Annotated in this window: 18 protein-coding genes and 1 pseudogene; 18 read left to right on the top strand and 1 reads right to left on the bottom strand. The window is 29.6% G+C overall.

What is annotated here, in order from left to right; genetic code table 11:
- Positions 1-135: 135 nt before the first annotated feature.
- The 12 genes and pseudogenes from CUEA01_RS12880 to CUEA01_RS24945 form a co-directional block, all read left to right on the top strand.
- Entirely contained in the window at positions 136-1,197 is a 1,062-nt protein-coding gene (locus CUEA01_RS12880) for an N-acetylmuramoyl-L-alanine amidase family protein (RefSeq protein WP_234122015.1), read from the top strand.
- 123 nt (positions 1,198-1,320) lie between these two features.
- Complete coding sequence (locus tag CUEA01_RS12875) at positions 1,321-1,986, top strand: response regulator transcription factor (RefSeq protein ID WP_234122014.1); 666 nt, start codon at positions 1,321-1,323, stop codon at positions 1,984-1,986.
- Positions 1,980-3,386 carry a sensor histidine kinase gene (locus CUEA01_RS12870; RefSeq protein WP_234122013.1) on the top strand — a complete coding sequence of 469 codons (1,407 nt, stop codon included), beginning with the start codon at positions 1,980-1,982 and terminating at the stop codon, positions 3,384-3,386. The genes CUEA01_RS12875 and CUEA01_RS12870 overlap by 7 nt, the downstream gene beginning before the upstream one ends.
- A 412-nt stretch (positions 3,387-3,798) precedes the next feature.
- Positions 3,799-4,311 carry a hypothetical protein gene (locus tag CUEA01_RS12865; RefSeq protein ID WP_234122012.1) on the top strand — a complete coding sequence of 171 codons (513 nt, stop codon included), beginning with the start codon at positions 3,799-3,801 and terminating at the stop codon, positions 4,309-4,311.
- Between the two features lie 29 nt (positions 4,312-4,340).
- A complete protein-coding gene (locus tag CUEA01_RS12860; RefSeq protein WP_234122011.1) occupies positions 4,341-5,705 on the top strand; it encodes an ABC transporter substrate-binding protein in 1,365 nt (454 codons plus the stop codon).
- A 264-nt stretch (positions 5,706-5,969) separates the two neighbouring features.
- The gene (locus CUEA01_RS12855) at positions 5,970-7,316 is read left to right on the top strand and encodes an extracellular solute-binding protein (RefSeq protein WP_234122010.1); all 1,347 of its coding nucleotides are present in this window, start codon (positions 5,970-5,972) and stop codon (positions 7,314-7,316) included.
- 281 nt (positions 7,317-7,597) lie between these two features.
- Entirely contained in the window at positions 7,598-8,299 is a 702-nt protein-coding gene (locus CUEA01_RS12850; RefSeq protein WP_234122009.1) for a response regulator transcription factor, read from the top strand.
- A 22-nt stretch (positions 8,300-8,321) separates the two neighbouring features.
- On the top strand, positions 8,322-9,437 hold the full coding sequence (locus tag CUEA01_RS12845; RefSeq protein WP_234122008.1) for a sensor histidine kinase: 1,116 nt from the start codon (positions 8,322-8,324) through the stop codon (positions 9,435-9,437).
- Between the two features lie 13 nt (positions 9,438-9,450).
- Entirely contained in the window at positions 9,451-10,023 is a 573-nt protein-coding gene (locus CUEA01_RS12840) for a hypothetical protein (protein ID WP_234122007.1), read from the top strand.
- Positions 10,024-10,151: 128 nt separating this feature from the next.
- Positions 10,152-10,928 (top strand): DeoR/GlpR family DNA-binding transcription regulator, encoded by a 777-nt coding sequence (locus CUEA01_RS12835; protein WP_234122006.1) that lies wholly within the window; start codon positions 10,152-10,154, stop codon positions 10,926-10,928.
- A 49-nt stretch (positions 10,929-10,977) separates the two neighbouring features.
- Entirely contained in the window at positions 10,978-12,279 is a 1,302-nt protein-coding gene (locus CUEA01_RS12830) for a UDP-N-acetylglucosamine 1-carboxyvinyltransferase (protein WP_234122005.1), read from the top strand.
- Positions 12,280-12,285: 6 nt separating this feature from the next.
- Positions 12,286-12,441 (top strand): annotated as a pseudogene (locus CUEA01_RS24945) (sodium:solute symporter family transporter); the annotation flags it as partial.
- 36 nt (positions 12,442-12,477) lie between these two features.
- Here the strand turns inward: CUEA01_RS24945 and CUEA01_RS12820 are convergent.
- Entirely contained in the window at positions 12,478-12,855 is a 378-nt protein-coding gene (locus CUEA01_RS12820; RefSeq protein ID WP_234122004.1) for a L,D-transpeptidase, read from the bottom strand.
- A 701-nt stretch (positions 12,856-13,556) separates the two neighbouring features.
- Here CUEA01_RS12820 and CUEA01_RS12815 point away from each other — a divergent pair.
- The 6 genes from CUEA01_RS12815 (at position 13,557) to CUEA01_RS12790 (ending at position 19,807) form a co-directional block, all read left to right on the top strand.
- Positions 13,557-14,450 (top strand): D-alanyl-D-alanine carboxypeptidase family protein, encoded by an 894-nt coding sequence (locus tag CUEA01_RS12815; RefSeq protein ID WP_234122003.1) that lies wholly within the window; start codon positions 13,557-13,559, stop codon positions 14,448-14,450.
- Positions 14,451-14,689: 239 nt separating this feature from the next.
- Positions 14,690-16,075: an ABC transporter substrate-binding protein gene (locus CUEA01_RS12810; protein ID WP_234122002.1), complete on the top strand. Its 1,386-nt coding sequence runs from the start codon at positions 14,690-14,692 to the stop codon at positions 16,073-16,075.
- Between the two features lie 182 nt (positions 16,076-16,257).
- A complete protein-coding gene (locus CUEA01_RS12805; protein WP_234122001.1) occupies positions 16,258-16,725 on the top strand; it encodes a tetratricopeptide repeat protein in 468 nt (155 codons plus the stop codon).
- 195 nt (positions 16,726-16,920) lie between these two features.
- A complete protein-coding gene (locus CUEA01_RS12800; RefSeq protein WP_234122000.1) occupies positions 16,921-17,811 on the top strand; it encodes a carbohydrate ABC transporter permease in 891 nt (296 codons plus the stop codon).
- Positions 17,812-17,815: 4 nt separating this feature from the next.
- On the top strand, positions 17,816-18,643 hold the full coding sequence (locus CUEA01_RS12795; RefSeq protein WP_234121999.1) for a carbohydrate ABC transporter permease: 828 nt from the start codon (positions 17,816-17,818) through the stop codon (positions 18,641-18,643).
- 9 nt (positions 18,644-18,652) lie between these two features.
- Positions 18,653-19,807 (top strand): efflux RND transporter periplasmic adaptor subunit, encoded by a 1,155-nt coding sequence (locus tag CUEA01_RS12790; RefSeq protein WP_234121998.1) that lies wholly within the window; start codon positions 18,653-18,655, stop codon positions 19,805-19,807.
- Position 19,808: the final 1 nt, after the last annotated feature.

Here is a 19,808-nt window from a genome sequence, read left to right as displayed (position 1 = left end):
AGATTAATTTTAAATGCTTTTTTTTATAAAAAATATATACTATAATGAGAATATGAAAAATAATATAAATACAAAAATTTAGAAATTGTATTTTGTTACCACAAAGATCATTAAGGGTGTAAAGGAGAAGAAAAAATGCATTTAAAATTATTTGACAATGGAATAAAGAAAAATTGTATAGTTGTATCATCCTTTATGCTCATTTTATTAATAATTTTAGCAGTAGCTGTCTCGGTTAATCATGGAAAAGAAAATAAAAAAGTTGGAACAGTAGTTTATGGAGATACCTTAAATGGTAAGGCAAATACTGTAAAGCTGCAAAAAGATAAAAATGGAAATGTAAACATAGAAGAAAATAAATTATTTAAAAAATATACAATAGTTGTTCCAAATACAAATAATAATGTACCATATAAGCAAACGAAAAATTATTTGCAGATTGATTTTGATAAGAGTGTAGAATTAAAGTTAAATTCACAAGTTAGCAGTAGTATTTCAAAAGACATATTTTTAACTAAGGATAGTGCTAAGAAGGAGTTAATTGTAGCAACAAAATATAAAAATAATAATTTCGTTGTTATAAATAATCAAAATACTGCGAATAAAATTGTTATATTAGTAAGTAAAGTGAAAAAACCATTCAATCGTAAAGTTGTATTAAATGCAGGACATGGTGGCATCGATCCAGGCGAGATTTTTGGAAATATTAAAGAAAAAGATATAACTTTAAAAATAGTGAAACTTATGGAAAGCGATTTGCAATATGCAGGTATACAAGTAGTTCTTACAAGAGATAAAGATGTAGCACAAGATCTTAATGATATAGGAGCTTTTGTTAATAAAGTTAAGCCAGATGCATTTATGTCAGTTCATATTAATGCTATGGATACAAATCGTAATAGTTATCAGGGAATAGGTGCTTATTATTATGATGAAAACGGCTTTCAAAGGGATGAAAGAATTAAATTTGCAGATACAGTATTAAAGCATACAGTTCACAAGGATGGGTGGATTGACGATGGAGTAGTTAGAGATAGGCTCAGGGTACTTAGGTTAAGTAAATATCCGTGTGTATTAGTGGAATGTGGTTATTTAACAAATGATAATGATAGAGCAAGATTATTAAATGATACAATACTAGGAAACTTAGCAAATAATTTATCAGAGGGTATAGTTGAATTTCTTGGTAAAAAATAAGATAAGCGTCTATAGATTTGAAGTATGGAAATCTATAGACGCCTTTTTAGATTAACGTTGTCTTAACATTGCTTATGATATTATTGGAAATAATTGTACATTTAAATAAGGATGGTGTGTTTCGTGCATTTATTAATAGTGGAAGATGATAAGGATTTATGCGATATATTAAAAAAAGGTTTGAAAAAATATGATTATAGTTGTGATATCTCTTATGATGGAGAAGAAGGCTTATATAATGCAGAAATAAATGAATATGATGCAATTATTTTAGATATAAATTTGCCTAAGATGGATGGCATTTGTGTTTGCAGGCATATTAGAAGCAAAGGAATAGATACCCCGGTGCTTATGCTAACAGCTAGGACGGATACGGATGACAGAGTTTTAGGTCTTGACAGCGGAGCAGATGATTATTTAGGAAAGCCCTTTGAATTTAAGGAACTACGAGCGAGGCTTCATGCGCTTATAAGGAGAAATTACAATAAAACATCAAATGAAATTATTATAAGAGAACTTAATATTGATACTAAGGCAAAATTAGTAAAACTGTCTGGAAATAAAATAGAATTAACTGCAAGAGAATACGATATACTTGAACTCCTCTGTTATAATTATCCGAGTTTAGTTTCAGCAGAAGAAATTATAGAGCATGTATGGGGCAGCGATGACAGCCAATTTTCAAATGTAATAAGGGTGCACATTGCAAATTTAAGGAGAAAGCTTAAACTAGAAAATGGAGAAAGTTTAATTGAAACCCTAAAGGGAAAGGGATATAAAATATGTTAAAAATAAAAAGTAGGATAGCACTTTTATATAGTATGCTTACGATATTTCTTGTTGTTATGTGTGCAGTTTTATTCTATGCAATTTTTAACGTTTATGCTAATAAGGAACCAATATTACAAACTGCAGAAAATTCAGTAACTGAAAAAAAATCTGTAACACAAGTTATAAAGCATCAAAAAAGTGGGCAAGCAACATCGGAGGATAATACTGTCCAAAATTATTTTAAAATTGTGTTTGATGAAAAAAACAATATTATTTATTCAGAAAAAGATATATTTTCTGATGGTCTATTAGAAAAGCTTTTAAAAAGAGAGCATATAACTAAAAATATAAGCTCTAAAAATGAAATTTCACTTAAAGATTTTTTAAATAAACATAATAGTGGCAAAGTAGAGGTATTAACAGATGATGACAATAGGGTAATAGGCTCAAAGATATTAAGTCCAGGGGAAGCTCGAGATATAGTTGGTGAAAATTATAGTAATAATCAGTTTAAAATAAGTTTAGGAGAATTTGAAAAAGCAATTCTAGAGGTACTTTATAAGAGGGCTGTTTATATAGCTATTGCACTAATATTAATAATTATAATTATTAATTTTATTTTAAGTAAAAAATATGCAGTTTTTGCCTTAAAGCCATTAATTCAATTTACAGGTAAAGTAAAGGAACAAAGTGAATTTAAAGGTATAAAGCTTATTGAAATGCCGGAGGTAAAGGATGAAATATATGATTTGACTTTTGCTTATAATGAAGCTATGAGCAAAGTAAAAACTTCCTATGAAAATTTGCAGAGATTAAATTCATATGCGTCACATGAACTAAGAAATTCTTTAGCTGTTTTGAGAGCAAAAATTGAAATGGATGAGAATACAAGTGAAATAACTTCATATATTGATAGACTTACTGGTGTCACAAACGATATATTGGCAATGTCAACATCGAAATTGTGCGATAATGGCGAAAAAGTAGATTTAGCATTGATTTGTGCTGAGGTAGTTGATGAGTATTCTCAGATTTTCCCAAATATAGAGTTAAAATTGCCAGAGGATGGAATAAACTTAGTTAGTGGAAAAGAAATGTGGATAGAGAGATGCGTTGTTAATCTTATAGATAATGCTATAAAATTTGCAGATAAAAATAAACAGAATAATAAAATAGTTATAGAAGTATCAGAGGATGATAGTACGGCTACTATTGAAGTATATGATAATGGAATTGGAATAGAAGAATCTAAAATGGCAGAAATATTTAAGCCATATTATGGAACAAATAGCCGTGTAAGCACAGGTATAGGACTTGCATATGTTAAACATGTTATGGATTTGCATGGAGGGAAGGTTACAGTTGAAAGTAAGCCTTTTGAATATAGCAAGTTTTTACTTGTATTTAAGAAAAATTAGATAAGGGGCTGTCGCACTAAGATTATTTAATACGTAATTTAAAATTATTGCGAACCTTTATTCAGAGTACAGAGTACAGATGACAGAGTACAGTTAAGGATGATTTACCTTTCCTTACGTTAGGTAAATCCTAAACTTATATGTTGTCAGCTTCGCTGAACAACATTAATGGCGCGATTGCGTAAGCATTAAAAAATAAGTTTTAAGATTTTCTGTAGCAAAGCGGAAGAAAATCATCCTTCACTGTACTTTGTACTCTGTACTCCGTACTCTGTCTTTTGGTTCGCAATATTTATTATTTGCGTATAAACTAATTTTGTGCGATAGCCCCTTATTAACGTTATCTTAATATTATTTCTAATAAAATTAAGATAATAAAATTTTTTCAAATAATTATATTGGAGGGGAAAGCGTGAAGTGCAGACATATTTTTAAAATTATCTTAATTACATCAATTCTTTTAATAACTATTAGTGGATGTTCAGTTTCAAATAAAAGTCGACAAGATAGTAGCAGCGCTGTAAATAAATCAAATGTACAACAAGATAGTAGCAGCACTGTAAATAAATCAAATGTACAACAAGATAAAGAAAGTAGTAACTTAGAGGAAAAACCTGATTTGGAAGGAAGAGTTTTAAGCATAGGTGAAAATGAAATTACAATTGCTAAGGCAAGTTATAAAGGAAATAATATTATGACATGCCCAAAGAAGGGAGCAGAAGTTAAGCCAAAGGATATGGAAAAAATTAAAATTACAGGTACTACTAAAATTATAGTTAGAAATTGTTATAATAATGGATTAAAGTATGAAGACAAAGCGGCAGGAAAAGAAGATATAAAAGAGGAGGACTTAATTGGCATTTGGGTTGAAAAAAATGACGAAGATTCGGCCAAGGACATATGTGTATATATTTTTAACAAGTAAGTTAAGCTGTGAAAGGAGTAAAAAAATAAATGAAGTTATTTAAAAGAAAAACAATAGTTATTGTTTTTGCAGTAATTGTTTTATTATTAGCTGGAGTATATCCAATGCTTCATAAAAAAAATGCAGTTTCGGAAACGTCAAACACCTTAAAAATATATGCTACAGGTAGCAATGGTCGTATTAGCAATCAGCTTCAATATACTATAGATGAATTTGAAAAAAAATATCCAAATATAAAAATTCAAAAGGTCTTATTTGATGTCAATGATATTGAAAAATATGAAAAAACCCTACTTAGTGATACTTTGGCAGGAAAAGGTCCAGATATATTGTATTTGAGTTCAAGTGATGCTAAAAATCTTCAAAAATCAGGAATGCTTGAGGATTTAAAACCACTTATAGAGAAAGATAAATCATTTAATAAAGGAGATTACAATACTAAAATTATAAATGCAGGCATGTATAATGGCAAGCTAACCTTGATGCCACTTGATTATTATGTTAATCAATATACAACTACAAAAGAACTTTTGAGTAGTAATAATATACAATTGACGAAAAATTGTTCGGAAAAGGATTTTACACAATCAATAAATTTAAATAATAGTAAAAAATTATTTTCAGCAGTTGGTTTAGATGATGAAGATAATATGTCATTAAGTAATTTTTTAGCTGGTAGTGGATGTGAATTTATTGATTATGAAAATAAAAAAGTGCATTTTGATACTCCTGAATTTAAACAATTAATAGAAGATTATAAAAAAATTTATAAAGCATCATCAAAGAAAGCAGCTGGAGAAGGAACTAGTGGTGATGAAGGACTTCAGGCACTTAAAAGTGGAGCAGCAATATTTTCAAACGATAGAATGGATAGCTTTAAAGATTTTTTAGCATCAGAATCTTTAATACAAGGAATAACGAAAGAAACAACTATTATTAATAATATGCCAATGTATGAAGGTGGAAACAAGGCAGTTGGTATTGTTGATTATGGCATGGCAATTAATAAGAATACAAAAAATAAAAATGCAGCGTATTTATTTTTAAAGTGCGCTTTATCCAAGGATGTGCAAACTAAAGCATCAAGGGCAACGGCTCTCATACCTGTAAATAATGAGGCTGTAAAAGCTTTGGAGGATGAATATAATAATACTGAAATTGGGAAGAGTTATGAGTATGATAAGAATGATATAGTGGTACAAAAACCATTATCAAATGATTTTCAAAGCTATATTAATAAAATAACAAATAATATTGAAAAAGGGACAATAATAGATGATTCGGTTAATAAACTGATGATGGAATGTTTAACACCATATTTTGAGGATAAGATATCATATGAAGATGCAATTAAAACTCTGGAAAATAAGGTCAAACTGTATATTAATGAATAGTAAGTTAAAATAAACAGGATATGCAGAATAGAACCGGACAAGAAAGATTGGCTGTCTGGTTCTAAAGGGTTACCGTACTGAAACTTAAGTTATACATGTTTCAAAATGCCATGTTTTAGGCATTATGATGGATATATAACTTAATAGTTGCGTCGGTGACCCTATATTTTTAAACTTTATTTTTCTTAAGATTTATTTAAAAATATTTTAAGTTAATTCATTTAAAGTTATCTATATAAATCTTAAGGAAAGAGGGAAAGAGTTGTGGGCAATAAAAAAATAATAGTGGGTGTGCTTATTGTGATTGTTATTGCAATAGGCGTGTATCCAGTAATTGGTCAAAAATTTTTAAAGTCAAGAGATCCAAATTCATTAACCATCTATGCGTTAGCTTATAATGGTAAGCTTAATTTTGATATAGAACCTATTGTAAATGTGTTTAAAGCTAAGTATCCTAATGAAAAATTAAATATTGTAAAATTTGATTCTGGAAGCGAATTCCAAAAGTACAATGAGAGAATTTTAAGTGATACATTGGCGGGAGAGGGCCCAGATATAATATATTGTGATACAGAATTTACTAATGCAAGAGCTTTCCAAAAGTCTGGATTGCTTGAAGATTTAAAGCCATATATAGAAAAAGATACAGGTTTCAACAAAGAAGATTATGACTCAAAGCTTTTAAATTCAGGAATATATAAAGGAAAATTAACGTTTATACCTGTAGATTATTATGTGCCAGCTTATATAACTACAAAGGAACTATTGGAAAAAAACAATGTAAAAATTGATAGCAACATGACTCAAAATAATTTTATAAAATCAGTAGACGATTATAGTGCTAAAGCCAAAAATACTAATGGAAAAACTCTTTTTGCAGCACCAATAGATGTAGGGCAGTTTATAGCAAGTAGTGGATTTGAATGTATAGATTATGATAATAAAAAAATGTATTTTGACAAACCAGAATTTAAAAATATAATGGAAAATTACAAGAAAATATATAATTCAACACCTAAACATTCTAATAATAGTAGTGGAGAAGAAGGAATTCAAGGAATAAAGAATGGCTCTACACTTTTTTCCACAGATGAAATTTCAACATGTGGTCCAGATATCTTTAATTCTGAAGCGGTAATAAAAGGTCTTACTGGACAAACTCAAATTATTAACAGTTTTCCCACATATGATGGTGGAAATAAAACAATTGCAATTGCGGGAGATTTAATTGGCATAAGTAAGAAAACAAAAAATAAGAAAGCAGCCTATAATTTTATAAAAATAGCTTTATCGGAAAAAACGCAGTCAGGAGATAAGGTTTATGCTCCTCCTATAAATAAAAAATCACAGTTAGATATAAAAAATCAATACTTAAAGAATTGGGTAGGAAAGCCAGATAGAGAAACAAAAGTGATATTGAAAGCACCATCAAAGGATTTTGACAATTACTATGACAAAATAACAAATAAAGTAGATGAAGTTAAAATTTTAGATAGTGATGTAGATAAACTTATAGAAAATTGTATGACATCATATTTTGAGGGGAAAGTTTCTTATTACAGTGCACTTAAAACTCTAGAAAATAAGGTTAAACTGTATATTAATGAATAGTAAGTTAAATGAAGAAAGGTATTTTGTGTGAGATATTAAATGAAAAATAAAAGAAATTATAGCATATTTATAAATTCGTTAATAATAAGCTTTTTAATAGCTATCTTAGGATGCATAGTTTTAAATAGTTTTGATACTTTTAATTTGAATTACAGATATCAAATTATACAGCCACCCAATAATAAAAAATGAATCTTTATAATTCTTAAGATTTATTTATTAGCATTTTAGACAAATTTTAGTTTATAATTATTATATGAACTTTTGTCTGAGGTGGTAAAATGAATGAAAAAATTTTAATTGTGGATGATGATAAAGAAATTCTTAATTTGATTTCAATATATTTGAATAATGAGGGTTACACGGTTATTAAAGCAACTGATGGAAATACAGCATTGAAGCTTGTAGAGGAAGAAAGACCTCAGCTTGTAGTTCTAGATATTATGATGCCTGGCATAGATGGGCTTGAGGTTTGCAAAAGAATACGTCAAAGCCTTAGTATACCAATTATAATGCTTAGTGCTAAGGTTCAAAATAATGATAAAATTGCAGGACTTTTAACGGGAGCAGATGATTACATAACAAAGCCTTTTGATGAACTAGAATTTGTTGTTCGTGTAAAAACTCTCCTTAGGAGAACTTATTTATTTGATAAAAAAGATGAGAAAAAAAGTGATGACGATTTATTGCAATTAGGGGATTTAACTATAAAAAAATCAACTCATTCTGTATTTGCACGTGATAAACAGATTACGTTAACTGCAAGAGAATTTGATATATTATTTTTATTAGGAAATAATCCAGGAAGGGTTTTTAGTGCAGAAGAAATATTTGAGAGAGTTTGGAAGGAAAAATATTTTCAATCCAATAATACTGTTATGGTTCATATAAGCAATCTTAGGGATAAAATTGAAAGCCACCTTGAAGGAGAAAAACTTATTCATACAGTTTGGGGAGTTGGTTATAAAATTGAAAGACCATAATGATATTAGAGGAGTAAAAATTATGAAGGTAAAAAAGTTTGATATTTATAAAATGGAACTGAAAATTATTCTTCCAGTTGCAATAGCAATAGTTCTTACGATTATAACTGGAGGTTTAATTGGAAGCATTAGGAATATAATAAAAAAAATATTAGAGTTATATAATATTAATCTTCACCTTTCAAGTATAAGATATATTTTAAGTCCGATAATTGATGTGTTTGGAAGTGAAAGCGTAGAATTTTTTTTGTTATTAATTATATATTTTCATTTAATATTTAGAAAAAAAGTAATATCATTTTTAGAACTAGATAGAGCTGTAAAAGCTATGGCAAATGGTGATTTTAAAACCCGCATTCAAAACAATTCAGAAGATGATTTAGGCAAGCTGTCTCAAAATATTAACAAGGTTATGGATAAATTTAATTTGGTATTGGAAGAACAAAAAGAAGCTGAACAGACAAAAATAAATTTAATAACAAGTATTTCTCATGATCTTCGTACTCCTCTTACATCAATATTAGGTTATTTAAAGCTTGCAGATAATGATGAATATGACGATGAATTTACACTTAGGAGTTATGTAAATATAGCTTTAAATAAGACAAAACGATTAAAGGTTTTAATTGATGATCTTTTTGAACTTACAACCTTAAATAATTATGGAATTAAAATTTCTAAGGATAAAGTAAATATTGCAGAATTAATTAAGCAGTTGGCAGTAGAACATAGAATTAATTTTGCAAATGCAAACATTGAATGTAGGTTGAATATATTAGACGAAAAATTCTATGTTTTAGGTGATGTTAATAAGCTTGTAAGAGCCTTCGAAAATTTGATTTTTAATTGTATAAAATATTCAAAGTCAAGTAAGTTTATGGATATATCATTAAATAAAATTGATTCTAAGGCTATTTTAGAGTTTACAAACTATGGAGATCCCATACCGCCTATGGATATACCATATATTTTTCAAAGGTTTTATAGGGTGGACAAATCAAGGTCTAGTGAAACTGGTGGCTCAGGTCTAGGACTTGCCATAGCAAAAAATATAGTAGAATTGCATGATGGTAGGATTAGTGTAGAAAGCAATGCTTGTAAGACTACCTTTAAAATAGAACTTCCATGTTTTAGTTAGGAGGAATCAATTTATGATTAAAATAAAGGATAAGAAAAAATATATTATTATAGTTTTAACTTTAATCGTTGTAATAACAGCTTTTAAAATAGTAAGTTTATATTTAAAAAGGCAATCTCTTGAAAAAGTTTCCGTAGCAACTGTAAGTTATTTAAGTGTTACTTCTAATAGAAGAAAAAATATAGATGAAGCAGCTAGATTAAATAGTGGAAGCTATACCAATACTTGTGTTTATTTTGCATCTGGTGCGCTTAGGGCAGCTGGGCTTGATGTGCCTAAAAGTGTTGCAAATACAACTCAACTTACAGAGTTTTTACAAAAGGAAGGATATAAAAAATACTACGATTTAGGTAAGCTTAAGCCAGGTGATATTTGTTTTGCAGCTCCCTCTGGAAATATAAATGAAACTCCAGATCATACTTATATATTTAAAAAGTGGACAGATAGTTCACATAAAGATGCTTATATATTCGACAATCAGTTAACTGAGTATGGTAGTTGCTATCATGTGAGAAATATAACTTATAAAACTGTTCGTAATGGCAAAAGCAAAAGCCAAGCGATTTACTTTATGAGAGCAAAATAGCTAAAACATAGATGATATAGCTATATATAAACAAAGTATCACAAAGGTTCACAGTTTGATATTGAAAACTGTGAACCTTTGTGATATTATGTGAATTATAATGATTAAAACTTATAAGGAGTTTATATATGTTTATAGAAGAAAGGCATCAATCTATATTAGATTATATTAATAAAAATGGTAGAATAGCAACAACTGAAATACAGGATATGTTTCAAGTATCATTTGATACAGCTAGACGAGATTTAAGAATACTTGAAGAAAAAGGACTTATAAAAAGAACACGCGGTGGTGCAATACCTGTACATCAAATAGGTTTTTCTAAGCCACCTAAAATGACAGTTCGTGATGTAGTAGAGATCAAGGAAAACTATTTTGCTATAGCACAGAAAGCAGTATCTATGATAAAAAGTCATGATGTTATTTTTATTGTCTCTGCTACAGTTGGATATTTTATGACACAAAATTTGCCCAAAGATATTTTCATTACAGTTGTTACAAATTCCATAATTATTGCTGATGAATTAAGAAAACAAGATAATATTCGCGTCATTATTACAGGCGGAGAAATGGATGGTAAGGGAAATTGCTATGATCCATTTACTATAGAGACTATTAAAAGGATGCGTTTTGATAAAGCCTTTTTAACCTCAGCTAGTATATCTGCTGAATTTGGATTATCAATACAGCGAAGCAATCATGTCGAATTTGTTAATGCAGTTATCAATAGTTCAAAATGTTCCGTGGGATTGTATCCTACTGAGAAAATAGGATTTGAGTCAATTATAAGCATATGTCCCGCTAATAAACTTGACATTCTTATAACTGATTGGGACGCATCAGAGGAAGAATTAAAAAAATTTGAAGAGCAAGAAATAGAGATTATTGTTGTAGAAAAAAAATAGTATTTTTATCAAGGTACAAGAAAAAAATATTTAATATTGGAGGAATTTTATGGAACAATATATTATAAAGGGTGGAAAAGCTCTTCAAGGTGATGTTAAAATTAGTGGAAGCAAAAATGCAGCTCTTCCCATATTAGCGGCTACAATTATGTCAGATGACACAGTAACCATATATAATGTACCTGATGTAAATGATGTTTCTGCATTATTAGAAGCTATTGAAGAATTAGGAGCAAGTGTTCAGCGTATAGATACTCATACAGTAAAAATAAATGGGAATGCAATTAATACATATCATGTTGATAATGAAGCAATTCATAAAATACGGTCTTCTTATTATCTCGTAGGGGCATTACTTCCAAAGCGTGGGAGAGCACAAATTCCTCTTCCAGGTGGATGCAACATTGGTATTAGAGCCATTGATCATCATATTAAAGCTTTTAATTTATTGGGTGCTAATATTAACATTGAGCACGGTTTTATTGATGCTAAAACTGATGGTCTAGTTGGAAACCATATTTACTTTGATGGAATAAGCGTCGGCGCAACTATTAACGCAATATTAGTTGCTGCAAAAGCAAAAGGAAAAACAATTATAGAAAATGCAGCAAAGGAACCTCATGTTGTAGATGTAGCAAATTTTTTAAATAGTTTAGGGGCTAATATTAAAGGAGCTGGTACTGATACAATCCGAATTACAGGGGTAAAAAAACTTCATGGCGGTGAATATTGTATTATCCCGGACCAAATAGAAGCTGGTACCTTTATGATAGCTGCTGCTGCAACAAAAGGAAATGTATTAATAAAAAATATTATTCCAAAACATTTAGAAGCTATTTCAGCTAAACTAATTGAAATAGGAGTTAACGTTACAGAATTCGATAATTCAATTCGTATTAGTGTGAATGGTCAATTAAAATGTACAAACGTAAAAACTTTGCCATATCCCGGATTCCCAACTGATTTTCAGCCACAAATCACCACTTTGTTGGCTATATCTTCAGGTTGCAGTACTGTTACTGAAACGATTTTTGAAAGTCGCTTTGGATATGTCAAAAGTTTAATTAGTATGGGAGCAAATATTAAAGTGGAAAATGGTACAACAGCCATAATTGATGGTGTTGCCAAATTAACTGGTGCTCCAGTATGTGCTTTAGATTTACGTGCTGGGGTAGCAATGATAATTGCAGGATTAGCGGCGGATGGATATACTACTATTAGTCAGATTGAATACGTTGAACGTGGATATGAAGATATTATTAACAAATTACAATCTTTAGGTGCAAACATTGATAAAATTCCATTAAACGATAAAAAAGCAGTTCAAAAATTTAAATTAAGAATTAGTTAGGTCTTAATTTTATTTCATCCTTTTATAACTGGAACTATATTGTTAGCAGTTTTAGCTGAAATTATGAGCACACTTTCTTCTCAACTTTTAGTATGCTCAAGTTCTATTACAAAGTATTTTTACCTTATTTTCTTCAATAAAGAAGCTTTTCAAAGAAAACAAACCACTAGATGGAATTGGTATTTTTTTGAACAGACCTTAAATAATTGTAACTACAGTTCCTATTGGGACAAGGTTACTGAGTTCAATAACTTGATCGTTAAACATTCGTATGCAGCCATTGGAAACACTTTTTCCGATAGAAGAGGGGTTGTTTGTACCATGGATTCCGTAATCTCCGTTTGGTGCATTTAAGCCAAGCCATCTTGCGCCAAAAGGACCACCTGGATTTATAGCACGGTTAATTATTTTAAAAGTTCCCTTAGGGGTTGGTGTAGATGGTTTACCTGTGGCAACAGTATATGTTTTGTAAATTGAATTATTATTAAATAAGATAAGGCTGTGAGTATTTGTATTTATAAGTATGCGATATACAGCTCTATAAGCGTTATAATATGGATATAAGCAATAAAACATAAATTTTGACTCCTAAAAAATAACTATATAAACATAATATTTATGAATATACTGATTTGTGAACAAAAATACTGGCTGAAGATAATTTTCGGCCAGTATTTTTGTTTTTTGCAATTAAGGCATCTTAAAGAAAATAACAAGTCCAACTTTCGGCTATTTTCACGTAATCCTTCGTTACTATAACACGCCAAGACAACCAGTATTAACGAGTTACAGTTTCTTGTATTACACAAAACTATCTCTCAATTTGGACTTGTTATTTTTTTAGATGCCTTAATCTTTATTTTTCTTAAGTTTTAATTAAAAGTATTTTAAACTATAGGCTTTAAAATTATTTATAGAATAATGTGAAAAAAGGTATTACATGATTATAAAGATACAACAGTTGAAACAGCCAAATTACAATTTAACTCAGAGTACGGAGTACAGAGTACAATGAAGGATGATTTTTCTCCGCGAGCGTAGAAAAATCTGAAAACTTATTTTCTTTATTGCTGTGCAATCGCGCCATAAATGGTGTTCAGCGAAGCTGACAACATTAAGTTTAAGATTTACCTGAGAGAAGCGAAAGGTAAATCATCATTCACTGTACACTGTACTCTGTCATCTGTACTCTGCTCCCCAAATTGTAATTAACGTTATCTTAAGGGGTTACTTGATAACATTAAATAAGAATATTAGAAAAAGGAAGGATAAAGATTATGAAACGTATATTAAAAGGTATAATTGGAATTTTTATAATAATGTTTGTGTGGGTTTTATTTAGTGGGAATATGGGGAAAGCAGTTCAGGTGTTTAGTTCAAATGGCACAAAAACTTTTATTGAAACGCAAGAATCAATTACAGAAGAAAGCAAATCTAGTGATACACCTTCAGTAAGTGCTATTGCGGCATTAACACTAGATGTATCTAGCAATAAAATAATATATGCTAAAAATATACACAATCGCATGTACCCAGCAAGTACTACTAAACTTTTAACTGCGCAGGTATTTGCTGATAATGAAAATAAAAACAGCGTAATAACTTATACAAAGGATTCAAAAATGCAGCCTGCAAATAAGCTGGATTTAATAGTAGGTGAAGAACTAAAAGGTGATACAGCAATGAAAGGGATGCTTATATATTCCGCTAATGATATTGCTGAAGCTATAGGAGAAAATGTGGCAGGAAGTATACCAGCTTTTGCTGAAAAGATGAACGAAAAAGCTTCTTCACTTGGACTTAAAGAAAGTCACTTTGCAAATGCTAACGGATTGCCTAATGAAAATCATTATACAACTGCATATGATCTTAGTAAAATTGCTAAAAATGTATATAATTATCCTTGGATAATGAATATCCTTGGTGAGAAGAGCGATGATATTAAAACAAGAGGAAAGGATATTCAATTAGAAAATACTAATAAACTTCTTGGTATTGATGGATGTATAGCAGGGAAAACAGGTTACACAGCGGCAGCGGGTAGATGTTTAGTTGCTTATTATGAAAGAAATAATAAAAAAATGATAGGAATTGTATTAGGTTCAGCTAATGAAGAAACTGTAGATAGTGACATGGAGAAAATTATTGATTGGAGCTATTCGAAACTGTAAAGGCATTATCTAGTTTAAACTTTCATAATATAATTTATATCATAAAGAGGTCATTATATTATGAAATTAGTTTAAATTAGTTCAAGTTGTCTATACATAAATAAGCTGTCTAAATATTATTTTTAGGCAGCCTATTTATTTTTTGTTTTAAATTAAAATATTTAAGTTTCTTAAGGTTTAATTAAATTTATTTTAAACAAAAAGTTTTAAAGTTATTTATAGAAGAGGTGGTAATATCAATGAAAATTAGTAAAAAAAAATTAATAATTGCAGGTATTATAGTTATTGTCTTAGCGGCAGCTGGTGTATATCCTATTCTCAATAAAAGTGGTGTTAAAAGTATTGGTATAGGTAAGTCCAATGTTTTGAGTATATATACATTGCAAGTAAATGGGAAAAACAGTATACAGATGCAGACTTGGATAGATAATTTTAAAAAGAAATATCCCAATATAAATATTAAAGAAACACCTATTGGTATAGAAAATAATGAGTATTCCAAAAAACTTTTAGCAAATAGTTTATCCGGAAATGGCCCTGATGTGTTGTACTTTAATCCAGAGGAACTTAATGTGCATTCAATGCAAAAGTCACAAATACTTGCTGATTTAAAACCATTTGTTGAAAAAGACAAGGATTTTGATGCAGAAAATTATAGCAAAGCTGTATTAAATGCAGGTAAACACAATGGGAAAATCACATTTATACCATTAGATTATTATGTTGATAGCTATATAACTACGGATAAATTATTGGAGAGTAGTGGTGTTAAGTTAGGGAATAATATGTCTCAAAATGACTTTATTGAAGCAGCTAGCAAATATATATCTTCAATAAATAGAAGCAAGAATAAAACATTATTTGCTTATCCAATTAGTATTACTAACTTTCTAGCAAGTAGTGGAATTGATTTTGTTGATTATGAAAATAAAAAGACTTATTTTAATAAACCTGAATTTAGGAAAGTAATAGATAATTATAAAAAAATATATAATTCTTCTCCAAAGCAAACTGAAATTACTGCTACTTCTGGTGAAGAGGGATACGATGCAATTAAGGCAGGAACTACACTTTTTTCAGATGATAGATTATTTCTTAGTGATCTTCTTGAATCAGAATCTAAAATAAAGGGAGTAACAGGAGAAACACAGATTATAAATAGCATGCCAACATATAATGGCACAGATAAAGTAATTGCAATGGCAGGAGAATGTATGGCAATTAATAAAAGTTCAAAGAACAAAAAAGCAGCGTACGATTTTATAAAAACTGCATTATCTACAGAAATAAAAGTAAAGTCGAAGGGTAATTTTGTTCCTCTTGAGTATATACCAGCTAGTAAAAAATCTAGGGATATAACTTTTAATCAGTATTTGGAAAATGAAGTAGGTAAAACTGAGCAGATTAGTAAACATGATGGAAGCATAACTATGTTAAAACCATCTAATGAACTTCAAGCTTACTATAATAAAATAACACAAAATATAGAAAAAACTGAAGTATATGATCCTACCTTAGACGATTTAATGATGAAATGTTTAACACCATATTTAGAGGGTAAAGAGTCTTATGATAGTGTGCTCAAAGATTTACAAGAAAAAGTAAAGGTGTATTTAAATGAATAGCTATTTTTAAAAGAATGTTGATATGAGCCAACACATCATAGAAACATTCTTTTAAAAATAGCCAAACGTACTAAAGGAAGCTATGTTTTAAATAAGTGTGAAAATCAATACTTATTTAAAACATAGCCAAATGAATAAAGATAAACCAACTTGAAATGGGTTATCTATAGAGGAGTGAAAACATGAAGACTATAGCAAAGGTATCAATTGCAGGTGTAATAATTTTAATAATAGCTGTTTTTGGCTATAAAATTTATATAGCACATACAGCTAATACTTCACATACAGCTAGCACATCAAATGCAGCAAAAATGGATGATTTAGCTATTATAAAGGAATATGGAAATTTATATGGTTATGTTAATAAGGTAGATAATGAAATTTTTACAGTTGATAAGCTGGAAACTGTTAAACAAGGCAAGGGAACTATGGATAAAGATACAGGGAAAATGGTGAAATTTAAATGCAATAAAGATACTAAATTGATAAAAAGAACTTTTAATAGGATTAGCAATAGTAAGACAGAAGCAAAAGATGAAGCTGGAAGTTTAAGTGATATAAAAGTAGATAAATTAGTTAGTGTGTGGGGGAAAAGTGGAGCTGACGGTACTATTACAGCTGAAACTGTAGTAGTAATGGGATTTAATTAAGTGCATTTTGGAGGAGATATAAGAGTGAATTAAAGTTTGGAAGATTTATAACTATTTTTGGTGAAAGTGATGGTACAACTATTACAGCTAAAAATATAAGGATACTAGAAGTTAAGCAGGCTAATTAACGTTATCTTAATGATAGCATTGTTAATATTAGAATAGAAATTAAATAATGAGGAAGGAGGTTTTTAGGTGGAAAATTGTAAAGAGCTTGTCAAAATAGAAGATTCAAGCTTAAAGAAAAAGGAAAATATTATAGGATATATTTTTGCAGGACCATCTATATTAGGATTTTTATTGTTTTTCGCAATTCCATTTTTAATAAGCTTAATGTATTGTTTTACGGAGGGAGCGGGAGATTTAGAATTTGTTGGCTTTCAAAATTTTATAGATTTGTTTCAAAATTCTTCTTTTAAATTAGCGGTAAAAAACACTCTGCTATTTAATTTAGCGGCGGTTCCACTTGTAATTGTTATATCTCTTGGAGTTACTCTTATATTAAATAGCAAAATAAAAAAAGCCTCATTTTTTAGAACAGTACTTACTTTTCCGTTAGTTATACCCATAGCTTCAGTAATACTTGTATGGCAAATATTTTTTGCTGAATCAGGCATAGCTAATGGAATGCTTTTGAAATTTGGAATTGTAGGACCCGATTATCTTAAAACAGGCTGGTCATTTTTCATACTTGTTTTATTATATGTATGGAAAAATTGTGGATATAACATGATAATATTTCTTGCTGGATTAAATAATATACCAAAAGAATACTATGAAGCAGCATATATGGATGGCTGCAGCGAAACAAAAGCTTTCTTTAAGATAACTTTGCCGATGCTTGTACCAACAATATTCTTTGTATTTATAATTTCAATAATAAACTCACTTAGAATTTACAGAGAAGCTTATTTACTTTCTGGTGCATACCCAGATTCAAGCATATATATGTTGCAGCACTTTATGAATAACAATTTTACAAATTTAAATTATCAAAGACTTTCAACAGCATCTGTGATAGTTTTTATATTTGTAGGGGCCGCAGTTTATTATTTGTTTAAGTTTCAAAAGAAATACGAGGTATAAGTTTATGAAAAGAAAAAATAAAATTATATCAATTATTGAATATTTAGTACTAATTATTTTTGCTTTGTGTGCAATATTTCCGGTTATATATATGATTTCGAGTTCCGTAATGGGTGAGGATGAGGTAACAGCCGCTATTCAAAATTTTAAATTTCACATTATACCAAATGGCTTTACTATGATTCAATACTATACTATTTTACTTAGAAAGCCTGATTTTTTAATGAAGTTTTGGAATTCCGTAGTATTAACTGTACCAGCAGTTATTGGACAAATACTAATATCAATTTTAGGAGCTTATGCTTTTGCTAAAATAAGATTTAAATTTAAACAGCAAATATTCTTTATGTTTATCTTACTTATGATAATGCCTTATCAAGTAACACTTGTGCCGATATATATTATTATGAAAAAACTCAATTTAGTTGGTTCCTATGCATCAGTTATATTGCCAGCAATGTTTTCAACCTTTGGAGTATTTTTGATGACTCAATTCTTGAAAGCCATTCCAGATGAAGAGTGTCAGGCTGCAAAGGTTGATGGAGCAGGTCATCTTCAGATTTTATTTAAAATTATTATTCCTCAATGCAAAGGAGCAATAGTTTCCCTTGCAATACTAAGTTTTATTGATAATTGGAATATGATTGAGCAGCCTTTAATTTTACTTGGAAGCCAAAAGCAGCCGCTTTCAACTTTTTTGTCTCAAATTAATAGTAATGAATTTGGAGTTGCTTTTGCTTGCGGCGTAATGTTTATGCTGCCACCAATATTTATGTTCTTGAAAGGAGAGGAGGAACTGCTTAAAGGAATACAACATTTAGATAGTAAGTGAGGTAAGAATATGAAAAGTAAAAGAAATAAAATAGTAAGTATAAGTATTATAGTGTTTATAATCATAGTTGTACTTTGCACATATTTTTCGAAAACTGTAAATAATATGCTCCTTCCAGAAGTCACTGTTGCTTATTTAAAGCCTGGTACAATAGGTGACAGTTTTGAAGGTATGGGAACCGTAGAGTATGAAAATACACACAAAATATATTCAATGCCAAACTGGTCCATTAAAGAAATTGATGTAAAGCTAAATCAAAGCGTAAAAAAAGGAGATGTACTTGCTAAGGTAGATAATGATGCAATAAATTTAAAGGAAAGGGAAGAAGAAATGATAATAATGCAGCTTCAAGATGAAATTGATACCTTAAAAAAAGCAGCAACTCCAGATCAAGATAAAATCAAAGAAGATCAGTATAAGCTCGACACGGAAAATTTAAAATACAGTGAAATAAGAAAAGGACTAACTGCTGATGGAAGCATTCTTTCAGATGTTGATGGCAAAATAGTGAATATAAATTCAAAAAATGCTGCAAGTTCTTCTGACAGTGCAGATGAAGATTCAATTGGAGCTTCAGCGGATCAGGCTGGCTCAGGGGCAGGAGAAGATTTAGGTGGAAGTAGTGATGCATTATTTGAAATTGTAAGTAATGAGCCTAGTCTTTGTGTAAGGTTTACAGTTTCATCTAAAGATGCTGATAAGTTTTCAGCTGGCAGCAAAGTAAATGTTATAAGTGGTGATGATGAAACTTCAAAAGCTACAGCGGTAGAAGCAGTAGTTTCAGAAAAAAAGTATAAAGCTAGCACCGATGAATATGAAATTTCGGCAGATATAAGTGGTAATACTGATTTAAAAGAAGATGATAAGGTTACAGTAGCCACCGAGGAAAATGCTAAACGATATAATAATGTTATTTCCAAAAGCTGTTTAGTTGAGGAAAATGGAATAGATTATGTATATGAGGTTAGTACTGGCAATGGTAGTGCATTAGGTAGCGAAAGTTCTGTTAAAAAAGTGGAGGTACAGGTGGTTGCTTATGATAGTATAAATTGTTCAATTAAAGCAGCAAATAGCTCAGAAATAAGTGGTGGAATTGTAACTAATACCTCTAAACCTATTAGTGATAATGATGAAGTAAAATGCACTTTTACAGCTTCGAGGTGAT

The organism is Clostridium hydrogenum (assembly GCF_021432385.1).
Classification (GTDB): domain Bacteria; phylum Bacillota; class Clostridia; order Clostridiales; family Clostridiaceae; genus Clostridium_S; species Clostridium_S hydrogenum.
This window is presented reverse-complemented; position numbering and strand designations above follow the sequence as displayed.